Below are 16,087 nucleotides of genomic sequence, written 5' to 3'. Positions count from 1 at the left end.
GAGCTGCTAGGGCGAGGTCAGACCCATCGCCCGGGCCAGCGGGCCGGCCAGCGACCTGCCGTACTCCAGGGTCATGTGTCCGCGGTCGCGGTGGGTGATGTAGTCGCCGACCACCACGGGGCACTTGTCGTAGGCGCAGAACCACCGCTTCGGGTCGACGTAGTCCACCCCGGTCGCGTCGACGGCCGCCTTCACCGCCCGGCGCATCTGCATCGAGCGCGCCTGCGGGTCCGACAGCCCGTCGGCGAGGGTGGCGCCGCGCTCGGTGATGACCTCGGGGTCGAACTTGAGCCGCGGTACGTCGCCGATCACCACGATCCGCCCGGCGAACGGCCGGGTCGCCTCGATCCGCTCGACCATGCCGCGCTCGATGAGGCCGGCGATCTCCTTGTTGTCCTTGGTGCGCCGCCCGTCGTCGTCGACGTACTCGAACTGCGTGTCGGTCGACATCACGACCAGGTCCGGGCGCAGCTCCTGGATCTGGTCGTGGGTCCACTCGTGGAAGAAGACGCAGTCCTCGTCGGGCGCGTCCTTGCGCGGGGTCACCGGCTGGACCAGGGCGGGCGTGCAGCCCTGCAGGACGAAGTAGTAGGCGCGGTAGCCCTGCTGCTGGGCGATCTTGCCGAGCGCCGGGATCCAGTGGCGCATGTGCGAGTCGCCGACCAGCACCATCGTCTTGTCGCCGTCGGGGTCGCCCAGCGGACACAGCGGCATCGGGTCGGGGATCCCGAAGTACTCGCACCCGCCGAGGTCCGCGGCGACCGGGTCGTCGGTCTCCACGAGGCTCAATGCGTCCGGCTTGAGGGGATAAGGGATCGGCTGGCCGTTCTGCGCCGCCAGCACCGAGGCCTCCACGATCGCGACCGCCGGGTCGTCGGAGAAGTCCACCTCCGCGCCGCCCTCCTGGCCGAAGTTGGACGTGGTGATCGCCGGGTTCGGGTCGTTCTGCTCGCTGACGATCTGGTGGTGCGCCGACCACAGGACCACGCCGAGCAGCGCCACGGACGCCGGGTAGAGCGCGATCCCGCGCAGCTGTGGCTTGAAGAACGTCGCCGAGCGGAACGGGTTCTCGACGAACCGGTAGGACAGGTCCGCCAGCGCCAGTGCACCGCCCGCGACCAGCAGGCCCGACCAGCCGGACAGGGTGCGCCAGACGGCTGCCACCAGGATCAGTGCCGGCCAGTGCCACAGATAGTAGGAGTAGGAACGGTCACCCACCCACCTCATCGGGGCGACGCCGAGCAGCCGCTGCGGACCCCAGGACGCGGCCGCCACCCCACCCCCCAGGAGCAGGGCCGTGCCCACCACAGGCAGCAGCGCGGCGACCCCCGGCACCCGGGTGCCGTCGGTGAAGAGCAGGGCGGACGCCGCCACCATGGCCAGTCCGAGCCAGGATGCTCCGGCCAGCAGCACGCCGGGCAGCCGGCCGATCCGCAGCAGAGCCGCGGCGACGCCGGCCCCCAGGCCGAGCTCCCAGGCCCGCGCCGGAGTGGAGAAGTAGGCGCCCAGCGGCTCCACGCCGGTCAGCCACACGCCGTAGCCGAACGAGATGAGGCTGATCGCTGCGATCGTGACCACGATCGCCCGGCGGTCACGACCGTGGCGCCGGAACAGCCGGACCAACAGCAGGACTACCACCGGCCAGACGACGTAGAACTGCTCCTCCACCGCCAACGACCAGTAGTGCTGGATCGGCGAGGTCGCCGCATCCTGCGCCCAGTAGTCGGTCTCGTCCTGGGCGAACTTGATGTTGGCGGCGAAGAACGTCGCCCAGACCGAGTCCTTGAGCAGCCGTACCGCAGCGATGCCGTTGAGCAGGAAGTAGGACGCCACGGCCGTGACGGCGAGCACGAGGGTGGCCGCGGGGATGATCCGCTTGGCCCGCCGGGCGTAGAAGCCGAGCAGGGAGATCCGGTGGGTGCGCTGGGCCTCGCCGATGAGCAGCCCGGTGATCAGGAACCCGGAGATGACGAAGAAGACGTCGACCCCGACGAAGCCACCGTGGAACGGGCCGATCCGGGCGTGGTCCAGCACCACCAGGAGCACCGCCACGGCCCGCAGGCCCTGGATGTCAGGCCTGAAGCCGCTCGCCCGCTCCTCGTGGGACCCGGGGACCGGGAGGGCTGCTCCGTCTGCGACGGGGGTCGAGCTCAGTCCAGCTCCAGCCAGTCGGGAAGGACCGGGCCGTCCAGCAGGCCGGCCCTCGCGAGGAGCTTGCGTGCCTGCTGGTATTCGAGCAGGCCGGCGCGGAGCGCGACCGCGTCCGCGTCCTCGCCCTGGTCCAGCACGATGGTGCGGAGCCGGTCGATGTGGGCGGCGTAGCGACGCGCGAGCGACGGCGCATCGAACACCTTGACCCACACCTCGTCAGAGCGCGCCGCGCGGGCGCTCCAGTTGGGCGAGCCCGTCCACACCAGGTTGGCCGACGTGTTGCCGCCGTAAACGCCCTGGATCGAGACCGACTTCATGTGCAGGTAGCGCTCCGGGACCTTGTCGCCGTCACGGTCCTGGTAGAGGCCGTGGATCGGGATCGGGCCCCGGCCCGCGGGGTTGCGCAGGGTGCGGTTGACGCCCCGGCCCAGCAACGTGGTGACGATGCGGATGTCGCACCCGCGGTCCCACAGGCTGCGGACCCGGCGCGCGATCTCCTCGCCGTAGCCGTTGAACCAGCCGGCGACCGCGATCCGGATCTTGGTGCGACGACCGTTGGCCGCGCCGTGGCAGCGCACCTTCTTGAACGCGTCGGCGACCGGGTTCTCGTCGAACTTCGGGAAGAGCACCACCTCGTAGCGCTTCGACTTGTAGCCGTCGCCCGGCTTCACCTGCGGCCGGTCCTGGCGGTACTGGTCGAAGGTCGCGACGAAGAAGTCGTAGAGGCCCTTGTTGGTGCTGGTGATCTGGTCGTTCCACTGCCGGTTGCGGGCGGCGGTCGTGAGGTTGGTGGACCCGAACATCGAGACGTTCTTGGTCCTGCCGACCTTGCTGAACATGAAGATCTTCGCGTGCATGATCTTCGAGTTGCTCCGGCACGCGCCCTTGCACTTCTTGGCGAAGCTCTTGTCCTTGGGGTTCTGGAGCAGGAACTTGGCCAGCGTCTTGAAGCTGCGGCTGTCGACACTGCCCGCGGTCACCACCTGGACGACGGCTCCCCGCTTCTTGGCGGCGATCAGGTCCTTGGTGAGCCAGGGGGCGTCGTAGTTCCACACCACGAGCCGGATGTATTCGTTCTTGGGGGTGTTGCGGACCGCGAGCACGACCTGGTCGAGGACGTTGCCGCGGGCACCGGGGATCAGCGGGTCGTTGAAGACCGCTCCGACCGGAGGCTTGTACTTCGGCTTCTTCTTGGCCTGCGGCGCACTGGGAGCGGCAGATGCCGCGGCCACCGACGTGGCGATCGTCGAGCCCGCGGCGGAAGCGGACAGTGCCGGACCCCCGTAGGCCACCGCGAGCAGCGGGGCGAGCAGGGTCAGCGCGATCGTGGCCGGGACCACGCGAACAGCACGCATCTAGTGACACTCCAGGAAGTGAGGGAAGACCGTCGGCAAATGTACGACACGGGATCCCGCGTCCATGAAATCGACGCGACCCCCGAGGGCAACGTTTTGTACAGCGTTCCCGAGAGCGTTCGCGTTACTTGAGCTTGTAGTCCTCGAGGATTCGGCGCCCGATGATCATCCGCTGGATGTCTGCGGTGCCCTCGCCGATGAGCAGCATCGGCGCCTCGCGGTAGAGCCGCTCGATCTCGTACTCCTTGGAGAAGCCGTAGCCGCCGTGGATGCGGAAGGAGTCCTCGACCACCTGGGAGCAGTATTCCGAGGCGAGGTACTTGGCCATGCCGGCCTCGAGGTCGTTGCGTTCGCCCTTGTCCTTGGTGCGCGCGGCCTTGACCATCATCTGGTGGGCCGCCTCGATCTTGGTGGCCATCTCCGCCAGTCGGAACAGCACTGCCTGGTGCTCGGCGATCTTCTTGCCGAAGGTCTCCCGCTGCTGGGCGTAGGCCACGCCGAGCTCGAAGGCCCGGTTGGCGACCCCGCAGCCACGGGCCGCGACGTTGACCCGGCCGACCTCGACGCCGTCCATCATCTGGTAGAAGCCCTTGCCGGGCTCGCCGCCAAGGATCTGGGAGGCGGCGATCCGGTGGCCCTCGAAGACCATCTCGGTGGTGTCGACGCCCTTGTAGCCCATCTTGTCGATCTTGCCGGGGATGGTGATCCCCTGGGCGGTCTCGCCGAACCCGGCCTCCTTGTCCACCAGGAACGTCGTCATGTTCTTGTAGACCGAGTCGGAGCCCTCGTCGGTCTTGACCAGCACCGCGACCAGGTTGGCCGAGCCGCCGTTGGTCAGCCACATCTTCTGGCCGTCGATGACGTACTCATCCCCGTCGCGCACGGCCTTGGTCTTGATGGCGGCGACGTCGGACCCGCAGCCAGGCTCCGACATCGAGAACGCCCCGCGGATCTCGCCCTCGGCCATCTTGGGCAGGTAGTGCTGCTTCTGCTCCTCGGTGCCGTGCTGCAGCAGCATCCACGCCACGATGAAGTGGGTGTTGATGATCCCGGAGACGCTCATCCAACCGCGGGCGATCTCCTCGACCGCGAGCGCGTAGGTCAGCAACGACTCCCCCAGCCCGCCGTACTCCTCGGGGATCATCAGCCCGAACAGGCCGAGCTCCTTGAGGCCCTCGACGATCTCGGTCGGGTATTCGTCAGCGTGCTCGAGCTCGGTGGCGACCGGGATGATCTTGTCGTTGACGAAGGTCCGGACCGCCTTGAGGATCTCGGTCTGGTCTTCGGTGAGCCCGTCGGTCTCGCAGAGGCGACCCATGCTGTTGTTGCTCCAGTCGTGTGTGGTCGGAGGACGTGCGGTGGACCCGGCGAGGTTACCGACGAGTCAGCACACGTCACCATGACCCAGGACACGTCGTCCTCGGCCCGTCGGTGAGCCTACGGGCGTCGTTATGCTGCGCGAATGTCGCCCGGGCCCCCCACTCCGCAACACAGGGTGCTCGTCATCATCCCGGCCTGGGACGAGCAGGACTCCGTGGCCGCGACCATCGCCGAGGTCCGTCGCACCAACCCCGGAGTCGACCTGCTGGTGGTCGACGACGGCTCGACGGACCGGACGGCTGCGGCCGCGTCCGAGGCCGGGGCCCTGGTCTGCCGGCTCCCCTACAACCTGGGGGTCGGCGGCGCCATGCGGGCGGGCTACCGCTACGCCATCAGGGGCGGCTACGACGTGGCCGTCCAGATCGACGCCGACGGCCAGCACGACCCGGCCTACCTGCCCACCCTGCTGGAGCAGCTCCGGGTCGATGGCGGCGGCACCGCCGACCTGGTCATCGGTGCCCGGTTCGCGGGCGAGGGCGACCCCTACCGGGTGTCGTTCCTGCGGCGCCTGGCCATGAGGCTGCTCGCCGGCACGCTCAGCCGGATGGCCAAGACGCGCCTGACCGACGTGACGAGCGGCTTCCGGGTCGCCAACCGCCGGGCGATCGGGGTGTTCGCGACGCACTACCCGGCGGAATACCTCGGCGACACCGTCGAGTCCATGGTCATCGCGATCCGGGCGGGTTGCACCGTCACCCAAGTGCCCGTTCAGATGCGGGTGCGGCAGGGCGGCCAGGCCAGCCAGACGCCCTTCCGCGCCGCCCTCTACCTGTCCCGGGCCGTCGTGGCCCTGGCCCTCGCCCTCGTGCGTCGCTGGCCCGACGTACCCTCCGCACCCGAGGAGCGGCCATGAGCTCCACCGTCACCCTGGGCATCATCGGCTCCGTCGTGGTGCTCGTCGCCCTCTTCGAGCTGCTGCGCCGGCAGCGTCTCCGCGAGAAGTACGCCGTCCTGTGGTTCTTCGTCGCCCTCGGCGTGCTGGCGATCGCGGTCTTCCCGGGTCTCCTGACCGGGATGGCCGACCTCGTCGGCGTCGAGCTGCCGGTCAACCTGCTGTTCTTCCTGGCCAGCCTGTTCCTGCTCGTGCTCACGCTGCAGCACAGCTATGAGCTGGGCCGGCTGGAGGAGAAGACCCGGGTGCTGGCCGAGGAGGTCGGTCTCCTGCGGCTCGAGCTCGACCTGGTGCGACGCGAGCGAGCCGAGGACGAGTCGACGGACTGACGCGGCGAGCGAAGCGAGCGTTGCGAGCGGAGCGAGCGCGCCCCGCGATCGGCCCCCGGCGGCCACGACGACGGCGAAGCTCGCGAGCGAAGCGAGCGTCGTCGTGGACCCGGGGTCGAAGCTCGCGGGGGTATTCAGCCCGACTTGGCCGCCACCTTCAGGTTCGGGTCGCCAAGCTCCTCGCCGGTCACGGGGGCCTGGTGCTGCGGGTAGACCACGTCGGCCAGCACCAGCGGGTGGTCGCTGATCCGGCCGAGGAACGACTGGTCGATGTGCTGGCCCAGGAAGTCAACGTCGAGCGTGGCGAAGATCCAGTCGACCGGCCCGTGCCTGGGGAACCGGCAGGGCGCACCCACGGAGCCCCCGGCCGAGGACTGCAGGAACCCGGTGCCGGTGAAGGAGCAGAACACGGTCTCCCGCTCGTTCATGTCGCCGGCGATGATGACCGGGATGTCGGGATCCTCGGACCGGAGCTCCTCCATGCCCGCGATCTCGATGGCCCTGGCGTTGTTGCGGGCTCCCTGCTGGTTGCCGGCCTTGGCCGTGGACGCCGGGTTGTGGACTCCGATCACCCGGATGACCGCCCCGGTGTCGAGGTTCTCCAAGGTGAGCACCGGCATGTGCAGTGTCGTCTTGTAGGGCACCAGGAACTCGTGCTCCTCGACGAGCTTCCAGTCCTCGGTCTTCCAGGCGATCGCGTTGCCGTTGTAGTTGCCGTTGCGGAACGTGTTGTTGGCGGTCGCCCGATAGAGCGTCCACTCCGGGTCGCCCTCGAAGACCGCCGCCTGGGGTGACTCGAACTCGTTGAGCACCACGATGTCGACCCCGGAGGCCTCGAGCTTGGCCTTGCCGGCCGCGACCCGGCTGGCGCCGTTGCCCCAGCCCGGTCGACCGCCGCCGGGGGCGGTCAGGTGGTAGCCGAGGACGTTGTAGGTCGCGATCCGGAAGCTGGTCTCGGGGATCACGGTCGGCCCGTCCGGGACCGCGGCGCCGAGGTCGGTGAGATATTCGACCGGGTCGAGCGCGGTGGTCTTGCCCTTGGCGGTGACCGACTGGATGGAGATCCCGAGGGCGCAGGTCTCGACCTGCCCCAGGTCGCCGACCTCGGCGAGCGGCTGGCCGACCAGGACCGTGTCACCGTCGCCGACCCGCGGGTTCTGGACGTGGGAGTACCAGGTGATGACGTCCTCGGCGCTGCGCACGCTGACCAGCCAGGGACCCGCGGTCGCGTTGTCCTGCGTGACGGTGACCTTGCCCGCCGTGGCGGCGACCACGGGAGTCCCGCAGGCCGCCTTGAAAAGTGTCTCGTGCTCCAGTGGCGGGGCGGCCTCGGCCGCATCGGCCGTCTGCGTCGCCGGCGTCGTCCGGGGCGTCTTCACCTCGAACGACGTTCCGGGCGGCAACGGCAGCGCGCTGACGTCGGAGGCCGCGGCGTAGCAGCGGGAGGGCGCGCGTCCCCCTGCCGAGACGAGGCTCTCCACCGCCTTGGTCTCCGTCGGTGAGAACGAGGCCAGCAAACGGACGGCATCGGTCCAGTAGGCCTCGTAGCGGAACGGGTCTGCGGTGCCGAGGACACGATGCACCGCGATGCTCGGCGGCAGCGTCTCCCAGCCCTTGACCTTGTTCAGGCGCTGGTAGAACCGCTTGGTGGGCTTGCCGCGGTCGAGGTCGCCGGCGAGGACCGCCGCGACCGCCAGGGCCTGCGCGCGGGCCGGTGCCCGCAGCACCCGGCCGGCACCGGCGACGTCGCGGGCGACCCGCTGCTGCTTCGGCAGCTTCTCGCCCTTCGCCTCCGGGACCAGCCGCACGCTGGGGGACAGCGCGGGCCTGGCGCAGGAGCGGATCTGCTTGCTCCGTCTCTCGTCCTGACGCTTCTCCTTGGCGGACTGACCCTGGGTAGCCGTCTGACCCTGGACCGGCTCGGCGGAGGCGAACGGGGCCATGGCCAGCGCAGAGGAGACCAGTGCCGCGGCCGCTGCGAGCGCGGTCGCGCGCGGGAAGCGCGATCGGGAGGGGAGGCGGGGTGTCATGCGAACATCGACTCCTGGCCGGGGAACACGACGCGGTTCGCCAGCCACTCGCCGGTCGCGGCCTTGCGCGAGAGATCGACCCCGAACCGCCCGTCACTGGTCTCGAACCAGACCGTGGCGGTGGCGCCGGAGGGGTTCAGGACCACGTGGTCAGCGGTCAGGTCGGCGAGCTCGGGCACCTGCGCCGGGTCGGTGAAGGAGTAGGCCTCCCGGCCGCCGGGCGTCAGCAGTGGCTTCAGGCCGGACCACCACTCGTCGTAGCCGAGGGCCGGCTGGGACCACCGGTTGAGCACTGCCGAGGCCGCCTCGACCACCTCGTTGCGCTGCTCGGCGTCGACCTGCGTGACCGCCGCCGACTCCTTGTCCTTGTTGTCGTTCTCGGCCGGGTCGTCGGCAACGAGGCGGTCGCCGAACACCATCAGGATCGCCACCGTGGCCAGCAGGGCCACAGCCAGCGCCCCACCCCCGACCTTCCTCACCAGGCTCCCCGGACCGGGCGGGGCCTTGCGGGCACCGCCGCTCACAGCCGCCCCCCGGAGATGACCTTGACCGGGTTGCGCCGCCGCAGCCGAGACCCGGCCGAGTCCCCGCGCAGCCGGGCGTTCTCCTCCCGCAGCCGCTCCACCTCACGCAAGAGCTCGGCGGTCGCGTCCAGCGACGAGGCGAGCATCTTCGCGGCGCCCTTGCGGGGCTCGACGTCCCGGCCATCGGGCGCGGGCACTAGGTCGGCGAGGTCACCGCTGACGTGGTAGCCACGGTCGCCCAGCTGTGCCACCCACCCCGACGCGATGTCGCGGACCCGGTCGGCGTAGTCCGCAGGCAGGCGCAGCTTCTCCCCGGCCTGGCCGCGAAGGATGGTCCCGGCGTAGAGGCGCTTGACGACGTCGCCGTAGGCCCGCTCGTTGCCCTGGCGGTTGACCCGCCGGTTGAGCCGGCGCAGGACCTCGATCTGGACCGCCCCGAGTGAGGTGTTGACCTCCTTGGGAGGCATCTCGACCTCGACGTCCTCGACGCCGAGAACCTTGGCCATCCGCGACCAGAGGAGCGTTGGCTCGGCCCCCGGAGGTGGACACGTGACCAGGTGGCAGCGCTCGGGAGCCAGGTGTGCGGCCCAGCGGTCGAGGACGGCGACCGGGTCCTGAGCGTTCCAGAAGCGACGCCGCGTGGAGCGACTGCGTGACCCGCGGGCGTCGTCCGGCGCCAGGATGGTCTCGAGGAACCTCGGGAAGGACATGCGCCGCCCGTGCTTCACACCCTCCTGGTATTCGGCGGGGACCTGCCGCGCCGGGTCCCGTGCCGTCACGACCACGTGGACTTCGACGCCGTCCAGGTCGGCCAGGATCCGCCGGATCTGCTCGTCGGTGGCCAGGCAGAGGGTCTCGCTGCTGATGACGGTGGTGCCCTCGCGGCGGCGTACGTCGGCGGCGATGCGCTCCCAGGCCCGGCGACCGGCCTCCGCGGACCGGCCCCACGTCTCCGAGCGCTCGGTGAGGTAGAGGACGGCCAGGAAGAGCTGCTGGGTCTGCGTCCTCGCGTCCTGGGGCAGCCGCACACCGTGGTGCTCGAGGACGTCGGTGTTGCCGCGAAGCACGCCCTGCAGGAAGGAGGTCCCGGTCTTCGGGAGCCCCACGTGCAGCACAGCGCGCGGCGAGGTCATCGGGCTCTTCTCAGGCGTGGGTCAGGCGTGGTTCAGGCATGCGCTCGGGCGGGCGGAGTCGAAGCCGGAGGGCACCTCGAGGATACAGGGACCGGGGTCGGCTCCGGACCGGTTCGCCGAGGCTTCAGGGGCCCTCGGAGGCCCACAAGCAGGTCAACGAGCCGACCCTCTCCAGGTTCCGGTAGCCCGCGGCCTCGTAGAGCTCGACGACGCGATCGGCGTCCTCGCTCTCCCCCACGCACGCGAGCGTGACGTCGAGCTGCTCCAGCGCCTTGCGCACGTTGCCCTCGCTCGGGAAGGGCCCGACGCCGCCGGCCACTCCATAGAGCAGACGACGCGCCTGGGTGCTGGCACGCGGTTCCTGCATGTTCTCGATGAACCACTCGCGCGGCACCACCGGAAAGGCCTCAGTCGTATACATCGTGAGGACCTTCATCCGGCGCGGTGGCAGCAGGACGGTGCCCTCGAGGTCGCGCTCGGCGAGGATCTCGACGTCCGCAAGGGCCTCGAGGTCGAGCTTCCACTCCGGCCGCGCGGACACCGTGACCGGGCCCCCGTGGCCGGTGTAGGCCCACACCGGCCGGCCGCCGAGCGCGAAGCCGACGACCACCGCAGCCAGGCCGGCGAGGGCACCGACCCGCTGGAGGCTGCTCCCCCGGCTTCCCTGACCCTCCTCGTCGCTCACCGACTGGCTCCGGTCCGCCTTCGCCCAGGGCAGCGCGACGAGCAGGCCCACGAGCACCGGCACCGGCGCGACGTAGAGCATCCGCCACAGGATCGGTCCCGACCCGGTCACGGCGTTGATGAGGTCGAGGACGCCCGGTGCGTAGACCAGCACCCCCACCAGGGCCGAGGCGCCGGCCAGCACGCCCCCTGCGCCGCGGCGCGCGAGCAGCGGCGCGACCGCCAGGGCGACGAGGGCGAGAGCGACCATGGGCCCGACCTCGCCGAGCACCCGGACGAACGAGGCCCGAGCCGACAGCGGCGTCGGGTCCTCGCCTCCGACACTCGTGGAGAAGGCGACCACCGCCAGTCCGCTGAGGATCGGCCCCACCACCATCAACGCGCCGCCGAGGAGCAGTGTCCGGGACCGCACCGCGGCCGCCGCGAGGACGACGACGCCGAACATCACCGGGCCCCAGACCACGGCGGTGGGCGTGAAGCCGAAGAAGGCGACGCCGGAGGCCAGGAGGAGTGCCAGGGTGCGCACCCGCAGCCGCGTGTCGCCGCGTCGGTCGGCGTCGTGCGCCTCGGTCAGGTAGGCCCAGATCAGCGGCATCAGGAACGTGACCGCCATGACCTTGCCCTGCCACATCCGCACGATCCAGAAGTTGCCGAGCATCGAGTCACCGCTGAGCATCAGGAACGCGATGGCCGCGACCAGCACCCACACCGCCCGGCGGGGGGCCCAGCGCCGCACGAGACGCCAGATCGCCCAGACCGAGAGCGCGGTGAACACCGGGGTGGCCACCAGGTAGGTCACCGTGCCGGCACGCAGGCCGGTCATGTGGGCGATCACGCCGAGCAGCGACTCGATGGAGGCGATCGGCACGCCCCCGCCGTACGGCGAGTTGAGCACCTCGGGGCTGAACATCGTGTCGAGAGTCGCGGCGTTGCCGTGCTCGGCCACCCAGACCGAGCGGTTGAGGTAGTAGGGGTCGTCGGTGTCGGCGAGATGGATGAACAGGCTGGCGACGGTGGTGAGCACCAGCACGCCGAGGACCACGGCGTCGTCCCAGCCGCTGCCGTGCTCCTCCTTGACGCGCGTCCACTCGTCGACGGCCACCGGCTCGTAGCGTCCGTGCAGGTAGGACCACAGCAGGAGACAGGAGGTCGCGGCGACGGTGGCGAGCCAGGTGAACCGGAACGTCCCCTCGGTCCACACGACACCACCCACGGCCGCGACACCGGTGGCGACCAGCCCGGCGACGAGCAGCACCCGCGGAGCCGCTCGCCTCACCCGGTCAGCGGCGACCGGCTCGCCGACCTCGTGGGGGTCACCGAGGTCGTACTGGCTGCGCCACACGGTGACGACCTGCCAGACCACCAGCACCGCCGTCGCGCCCAGCCAGAGCCAGCCGGACGGGAAGAGCGACCACTGCGTGGCCACGCCGAGGCAGTAGAGCAGCGTCCAGAGGGCGAAGGAGACGACGGCGCAGTCGAGGAGCGCGTCGAGGAGTCTGCGGAGCACTGAGTCGTCCTGGTCCGGAAGCGGTCGGAGCGGTGAGGCGGGCCTAGGCTACGTCGAATGGCCGCCCCCCACGATTCGCGACCCACGGTCACCGCCGTGATCCTCGCGTGGGGCGACGAGCCGGTGCTCGAGGAGGCGGTCCGCGCGGTGCTCGCGTCCGAGGACGTGACGCCCGACGTCGTCCTGGTGGACAACGGCTGCACCTCCGACGCCGTCGAGATCCTGTCGTCGGTCGCCGGCGTGACCGTGGTCAGGCCCGGCCACAACCTGGGTTTCGCGGCCGGCTGCAACCTCGGCGCCGCCCAGGCCTCCGGTGAGTTCGTGGCCTTCGTCAACGGCGACGCGGTCGTGCGCTCGGACGCCCTCGGCGCGCTGGTCGCCGGGCTCGGCGGGCCGGACTCCGACATCGGCCTGACCACGGCCTCACTGCGGCTGTACGACGACCCGGAGACGCTCAACTCGGCCGGCAACCCCGTGCACTACCTCGGCCTCAGCTGGGCCGGCGGGCACGGCGTAGCCGCCACGGCCTACGAGCACGGACGGTCCGGCCCCGAGGACGTCGCATCCACGACGGGCGCCGCGACCGTGGTGCGCGCCGACCGGTTCGTGGCGCTGGGCGGGTTCTGCGAGCCGATGTTCGCCTACTGCGAGGACACCGACCTGAGCCTGCGCTGCTGGCAGCGCGGCTGGCGGGTCGTGCTCGTGCCGGACGCGGTCGTGCTGCACCGCTACGAGTTCAGCCGCAACCCCGAGAAGCTCTTCCTGCTCGAGCGCAACCGGCTGCTCATGATCCTCACCGTCTACTCCTGGCGTCTGCTCGGCGCGGTGCTGGTCCCGCTCCTGGCGATGGAGGTCGCGATGCTGGCGATGGCAGCCAAGGACGGCTGGGCCGGCCGCAAGGTCGCAGGCTGGTGGTGGCTGCTGCGGCACGCCGGGGTCGTCCGCCGCCGACGCCGCGAGGTGCAGGCGGCCCGCGTCGTGCCGGACACCCACCTGGCCACCCTGTTGACGGGTGACGTCACGCCAGGCGTGGACGGCCTCACCGTCCCGACTATGCTCCGACGCGTCTCGGTGGCCTACTGGGCGCTCGCGCGCCGGGCCGTCTAGGGAGTCGAGGAGTCGATGGTGGCCACGGGCCCAGCCAACGTCCAAGCCAACGTCCACGTCGACCGGGTCGACGACGAGGGGATCGTCGCGCGAGCGGGCGGCGAGGACGTCGTGGTCGACGTCCGCTTCGACGGCCGCCGGGTCTGGTCCTTCTGGGTGCTCCGCGACAGCGTGCCGGCACCGCACGGCGGCGACCGGTTCGTGGCCTGGCCCAAGCGGCTGCGCCGGTTCCTCGACGGCTACTCCCGCGTCGAGCTCCGGGCCCACGTCGACGACACCGTGCTGCACGACGAGGAGCACCACTTCGGCACCGGGCAGGACCGGATCAACATCGTCGACGCCCAGGGCCGGCCGGTGGGCATCGACAACGACGGCAGGCTCCAGCGGACCTTCGAGACCCGCAGCGAGGCCCAGACCGCGCCCCTTCTCGACTCGGTCGAACGGATCCTCGACGCACTGCACGAGATCGGCATCGCGGCGTTCCCCGCCTACGGGACGTTGCTGGGCGCGGTGCGAGAGGGCCGGCTGCTCGGGCACGACTCCGACGCCGACCTGGCCTACGTCAGCCGGCGAACCGTCCCCGTCGACGTGATCCGGGAGTCCTACGAGATCGAGCGTCGGCTGGCCGACATGGGCTACCGGACCGAGCGCTACAGCGGCGCCGGCATCAAGGTCTTCGTGGCCGAGAGCGACGGGTCGGTGCGCGGGCTCGACGTGTTCGGCGGGTTCTTCGCCCACGGCCACCTGATGGTGATGGGCGAGATCCGGGTGCCGCTGCCGGAGTCGGCGGTCTTCCCGCTCGGCACGACCACGCTCGAGGGCCGCACCCTGCCCGCCCCCGCCGACACCGATGCGTTCCTGACCGCGACCTACGGCCCGCACTGGCGAACCCCGGACCCGGCGTTCGTCTACGAGACGCCGCGCACGACCTACCTACGCTTCAACGACTGGTTCCGGGGCACTCGCGTCAACCGCAAGGACTGGGACCGCCGCTACCTGGGCCAGCGCCGCACCAACCCGCGGCGCAAGCCGTCCGAGCTGGCCCGCTGGGTGCTGGAGCGGGAGTCCGCCGACGTCAAGGTCGTCGACGTCGGCTGCGGCCGCGGTGGCTCGGCGCGCTGGCTCGCGCGCCGTGGGTTCGACGTGCTCGGGCTGGACTACGCCCCCACTGCCTACGAGTTCATGGCTGCGTGGGCCGAGCAGCGGCCCGAGCTGCGGCTCCGCTTCGCGATGCTCAACCTGCTCGAGCTGCGCCACGTACTCGGCTGGGGGGCCCGGCTCGCCCATGAGCCCGGGACCCACGTGCTGCTGGCCAGGCACGTCGCCGACGCCGTACCCGGTGCCGGGCGGCGCAACCTGTGGCGGCTGGCGGAGATGGCGTGCGCGCCCCAGGGCCGGCTCTACCTCGAGTTCCTCACCGGGGCCGAGAACGGCGATCCCTGGGTGCATCGCCACCTCCTGCATCCGCTCGACCCCGAGACGGTCGAGCGTGAGCTCGGCGAACGCGGCGGCACCGTCGTGGAGCGCACGGACAGCGGCCCGGACGCCCGGGGCCGATCGACATGCAGGATGGTGGTCGCATGGCAGAGCTGAACTCCCCGATCAACAAGCAGAACCTGCGCGAGGGGCTGCAGCGCTTCGGGCCCGTCAAGCTGCGCATCGAGGTCGCGCGGCTCTCCAAGCGGGTCGCCGAGCTCGAGGACGAGGTCAAGGAGTGCCGTCGCGACCAGCATCGGCTCGCCGAGCTGACCGACATCGTCCAGGAGCTGCTCATCCCGCTGTCGCGCCGCGACGAGGCCGCGGTCGACGAGATCCTCGCGAAGTACACCGAGCAGCTGGGCTGACGCACCCGTCGTGGCCCGTCGCGTCTTCCTGCACCTCGGTCTCCCCAAGACCGGGACGAGCTACCTCCAGACGATCCTGTGGTCGCACCGCGAGCAGCTGCGCGGTGCCGGGCTGCTGGTCCCCGGGCGGGAGCGGCGCGACCACCTGTGGGCCTCGCTCGTCGTCCGGGACGACCCTCGGCTCGCGAGACGGAACGCGAAGGCGCCGGAGTCGTGGTCGATCCTGCTGGAGGACACCGCGGTCTGGGACGGCGACGTGGTGATCAGCCACGAGTTCTTCTGCGCGGCGTCCGCGGAGCAGGCTGGTCGCGTCGTCGACGAGCTGGGCCCCACCGAGGTGCACCTGGTGGTCACGGCACGTGAGCCGCTCGGCCTGTTCACCTCCAGCTGGCAGGAGTCCCTCAAGAACAAGGGGACCACCCCGATCGAGGACTACGGCCGCGGCGAGTCCGACGACCCGCTCGAGGTCTGGGACTGGCGGGCGCTCGACCTCGGCCTCGTCCTCGAGCGCTGGGCACGGCACGTGCCGGCGGACCGTGTGCACATCATCCCGGTCCCCCGTCCCGACGCTCCCCAGGACGCGCTCTGGCGGGCATTCTGCTCGGTGCTCGACACCGACCCGGATGTCGTCGGCCCGGCCGGGCGGTTCCCCAACGCCTCGATGGGGGTCGTCGAGGCCGAGACGCTGCGACGACTCAACGGACGGCTCGTCGGGTTCGACGCCGCCTTCGACCGCGGCGTCTGGATCCGCAGCTTCCTGGCCGACGAGCGGCTCGTCCCCCGCGGCGGGGAACGGTTCTGGCCCGGCGCCGATCAGGTCGAGGACTGCCGTCGCCGGGGCGAGGCGGCCGTAGCGCTCGTCCGGGCCCGCGGCTACGACGTGGTCGGAGACCTGGACTCCCTCCGCGTTCCCGACGACCTGCCCGAGCGCCGCCACCCTTCGTCGGTGACCGACGCGGAGGTCGCCGAGGTCGCTCTGGACCTGGCTGCCCGGCTGATGAGCGACCTCAAGGACGGCGTGAGGCCGGGTGCGGGGCAGGGAGTGCGCGCAGAACGTGACCCGGGGACGACGCTCCTCGCCCGCGTGCGTCGCCGGTTGGCCCGCGAGTGAGTCAGTTTCAGCCCCGGCTTGCGAGGTCTCGACACGCCGG

At 70.9% G+C, this 16,087-nt stretch carries 13 protein-coding genes; 6 read left to right on the top strand and 7 right to left on the bottom strand.

Features of this window, described 5'->3' with window-relative positions; translation table 11 throughout:
* Nucleotides 1-6: 6 nt before the first annotated feature.
* From ACYVC6_RS13650 to ACYVC6_RS13640, 3 genes are all read right to left on the bottom strand, one after another.
* A complete protein-coding gene (locus ACYVC6_RS13650; protein WP_460715341.1) occupies nucleotides 7-2,061 on the bottom strand; it encodes an acyltransferase family protein in 2,055 nt (684 codons plus the stop codon).
* An 89-nt stretch (nucleotides 2,062-2,150) separates the two neighbouring features.
* Nucleotides 2,151-3,506: a phospholipase D-like domain-containing protein gene (locus tag ACYVC6_RS13645; RefSeq protein ID WP_460714922.1), complete on the bottom strand. Its 1,356-nt coding sequence runs from the start codon at nucleotides 3,504-3,506 to the stop codon at nucleotides 2,151-2,153.
* 124 nt (nucleotides 3,507-3,630) lie between these two features.
* Nucleotides 3,631-4,824, bottom strand: a complete 1,194-nt coding sequence (locus ACYVC6_RS13640; RefSeq protein ID WP_460714921.1) for an acyl-CoA dehydrogenase family protein — start codon at nucleotides 4,822-4,824, stop codon at nucleotides 3,631-3,633.
* A gap of 144 nt (nucleotides 4,825-4,968) precedes the next feature.
* Here ACYVC6_RS13640 and ACYVC6_RS13635 point away from each other — a divergent pair, with 144 nt between their 5' ends.
* A complete protein-coding gene (locus ACYVC6_RS13635; RefSeq protein WP_460714920.1) occupies nucleotides 4,969-5,739 on the top strand; it encodes a glycosyltransferase family 2 protein in 771 nt (256 codons plus the stop codon).
* Nucleotides 5,736-6,107: a DUF2304 domain-containing protein gene (locus ACYVC6_RS13630; protein WP_460714919.1), complete on the top strand. Its 372-nt coding sequence runs from the start codon at nucleotides 5,736-5,738 to the stop codon at nucleotides 6,105-6,107. Before ACYVC6_RS13635 ends, ACYVC6_RS13630 begins: the two co-directional genes overlap by 4 nt.
* A gap of 134 nt (nucleotides 6,108-6,241) precedes the next feature.
* On the opposite strand, the gene ACYVC6_RS13625 is transcribed toward ACYVC6_RS13630, so the two are convergent.
* The 4 genes from ACYVC6_RS13625 to ACYVC6_RS13610 all read right to left on the bottom strand — a co-directional run bounded on the left by ACYVC6_RS13625 (nucleotide 6,242) and on the right by ACYVC6_RS13610 (nucleotide 11,985).
* Nucleotides 6,242-8,137: a peptidoglycan DD-metalloendopeptidase family protein gene (locus ACYVC6_RS13625; protein ID WP_460714918.1), complete on the bottom strand. Its 1,896-nt coding sequence runs from the start codon at nucleotides 8,135-8,137 to the stop codon at nucleotides 6,242-6,244.
* On the bottom strand, nucleotides 8,134-8,616 hold the full coding sequence (locus tag ACYVC6_RS13620) for a hypothetical protein (RefSeq protein ID WP_460714917.1): 483 nt from the start codon (nucleotides 8,614-8,616) through the stop codon (nucleotides 8,134-8,136). The genes ACYVC6_RS13625 and ACYVC6_RS13620 overlap by 4 nt, the downstream gene beginning before the upstream one ends.
* Nucleotides 8,617-8,657: 41 nt before the next feature.
* Nucleotides 8,658-9,794, bottom strand: a complete 1,137-nt coding sequence (locus tag ACYVC6_RS13615; RefSeq protein WP_460714916.1) for a hypothetical protein — start codon at nucleotides 9,792-9,794, stop codon at nucleotides 8,658-8,660.
* A gap of 124 nt (nucleotides 9,795-9,918) precedes the next feature.
* Complete coding sequence (locus ACYVC6_RS13610; RefSeq protein WP_460714915.1) at nucleotides 9,919-11,985, bottom strand: DUF6077 domain-containing protein; 2,067 nt, start codon at nucleotides 11,983-11,985, stop codon at nucleotides 9,919-9,921.
* A gap of 57 nt (nucleotides 11,986-12,042) precedes the next feature.
* Here ACYVC6_RS13610 and ACYVC6_RS13605 point away from each other — a divergent pair, with 57 nt between their 5' ends.
* From ACYVC6_RS13605 to ACYVC6_RS13590, 4 genes are read left to right on the top strand one after another with little or no spacing between them, the layout of a single operon-like run.
* Nucleotides 12,043-13,092 carry a glycosyltransferase family 2 protein gene (locus tag ACYVC6_RS13605; protein WP_460714914.1) on the top strand — a complete coding sequence of 350 codons (1,050 nt, stop codon included), beginning with the start codon at nucleotides 12,043-12,045 and terminating at the stop codon, nucleotides 13,090-13,092.
* 18 nt (nucleotides 13,093-13,110) lie between these two features.
* Entirely contained in the window at nucleotides 13,111-14,685 is a 1,575-nt protein-coding gene (locus ACYVC6_RS13600; protein ID WP_460714913.1) for a class I SAM-dependent methyltransferase, read from the top strand.
* A complete protein-coding gene (locus tag ACYVC6_RS13595) occupies nucleotides 14,673-14,936 on the top strand; it encodes a DUF6752 domain-containing protein (RefSeq protein ID WP_460714912.1) in 264 nt (87 codons plus the stop codon). Before ACYVC6_RS13600 ends, ACYVC6_RS13595 begins: the two co-directional genes overlap by 13 nt.
* A 10-nt stretch (nucleotides 14,937-14,946) precedes the next feature.
* Entirely contained in the window at nucleotides 14,947-16,047 is a 1,101-nt protein-coding gene (locus ACYVC6_RS13590; protein WP_460714911.1) for a hypothetical protein, read from the top strand.
* Nucleotides 16,048-16,087: the final 40 nt, after the last annotated feature.

It is taken from the genome of Nocardioides dilutus (genome assembly GCF_054779555.1).
The sequence above is the reverse complement of the archived record's forward strand: the minus strand, read 5'-3'. Positions and strand labels throughout refer to the sequence as shown.

Excerpts from the sequence above, each read along its gene's own strand:
- ACYVC6_RS13645 (WP_460714922.1), bottom strand. The coding sequence starts at position 3,506 with ATGCGTGCTGTTCGCGTGGTCCCGGCCACGATCGCGCTGACCCTGCTC.
- ACYVC6_RS13640 (WP_460714921.1), bottom strand. The coding sequence starts at position 4,824 with ATGGGTCGCCTCTGCGAGACCGACGGGCTCACCGAAGACCAGACCGAG.
- ACYVC6_RS13635 (WP_460714920.1), top strand. The coding sequence starts at position 4,969 with ATGTCGCCCGGGCCCCCCACTCCGCAACACAGGGTGCTCGTCATCATC.
- ACYVC6_RS13630 (WP_460714919.1), top strand. The coding sequence starts at position 5,736 with ATGAGCTCCACCGTCACCCTGGGCATCATCGGCTCCGTCGTGGTGCTC.
- ACYVC6_RS13625 (WP_460714918.1), bottom strand. The coding sequence starts at position 8,137 with ATGACACCCCGCCTCCCCTCCCGATCGCGCTTCCCGCGCGCGACCGCG.
- ACYVC6_RS13615 (WP_460714916.1), bottom strand. The coding sequence starts at position 9,794 with ATGACCTCGCCGCGCGCTGTGCTGCACGTGGGGCTCCCGAAGACCGGG.
- ACYVC6_RS13605 (WP_460714914.1), top strand. The coding sequence starts at position 12,043 with ATGGCCGCCCCCCACGATTCGCGACCCACGGTCACCGCCGTGATCCTC.
- ACYVC6_RS13595 (WP_460714912.1), top strand. The coding sequence starts at position 14,673 with ATGGCAGAGCTGAACTCCCCGATCAACAAGCAGAACCTGCGCGAGGGG.